This window comes from Ochrobactrum sp. SFR4 (assembly GCF_019730395.1).
Lineage (GTDB): Bacteria > Pseudomonadota > Alphaproteobacteria > Rhizobiales > Rhizobiaceae > Pseudochrobactrum.
Map to the genome: position 1 here is coordinate 1 of NZ_JAAPBB010000841.1, position 267 is coordinate 267.

General features: G+C 52.8%; 1 pseudogene. It reads right to left on the minus strand.

Annotated elements, in window-relative coordinates:
* Window positions 1-267: pseudogene (locus HBA93_RS21450) on the minus strand (insulinase family protein); the annotation flags it as partial.

Consider the following 267-nt stretch of genomic DNA (forward strand, 5'->3'; position numbering starts at 1 on the left):
GGGTGATTGCTTCCAGCGACTGTACTGTGCCTTCATCACGGCGCGCATAAGGATGCTTGCCATAGAGCACTTCCGCAAATTTCTGCGAGGCAATGGTCGACGGATCATTCTGCGAGGCTTTAATGCCGGTCACAATCTGTGCACGGATACGGTCAATAGCAGCCTGATCAAAGCGTGGTTTCTGAATGGCCAGCGCCAGCATGTCAAAAGCCGCAGGGCTGTTTTCCTTCAGCATTCGCATACCGCCGGAAATATTATCCTGTGTGG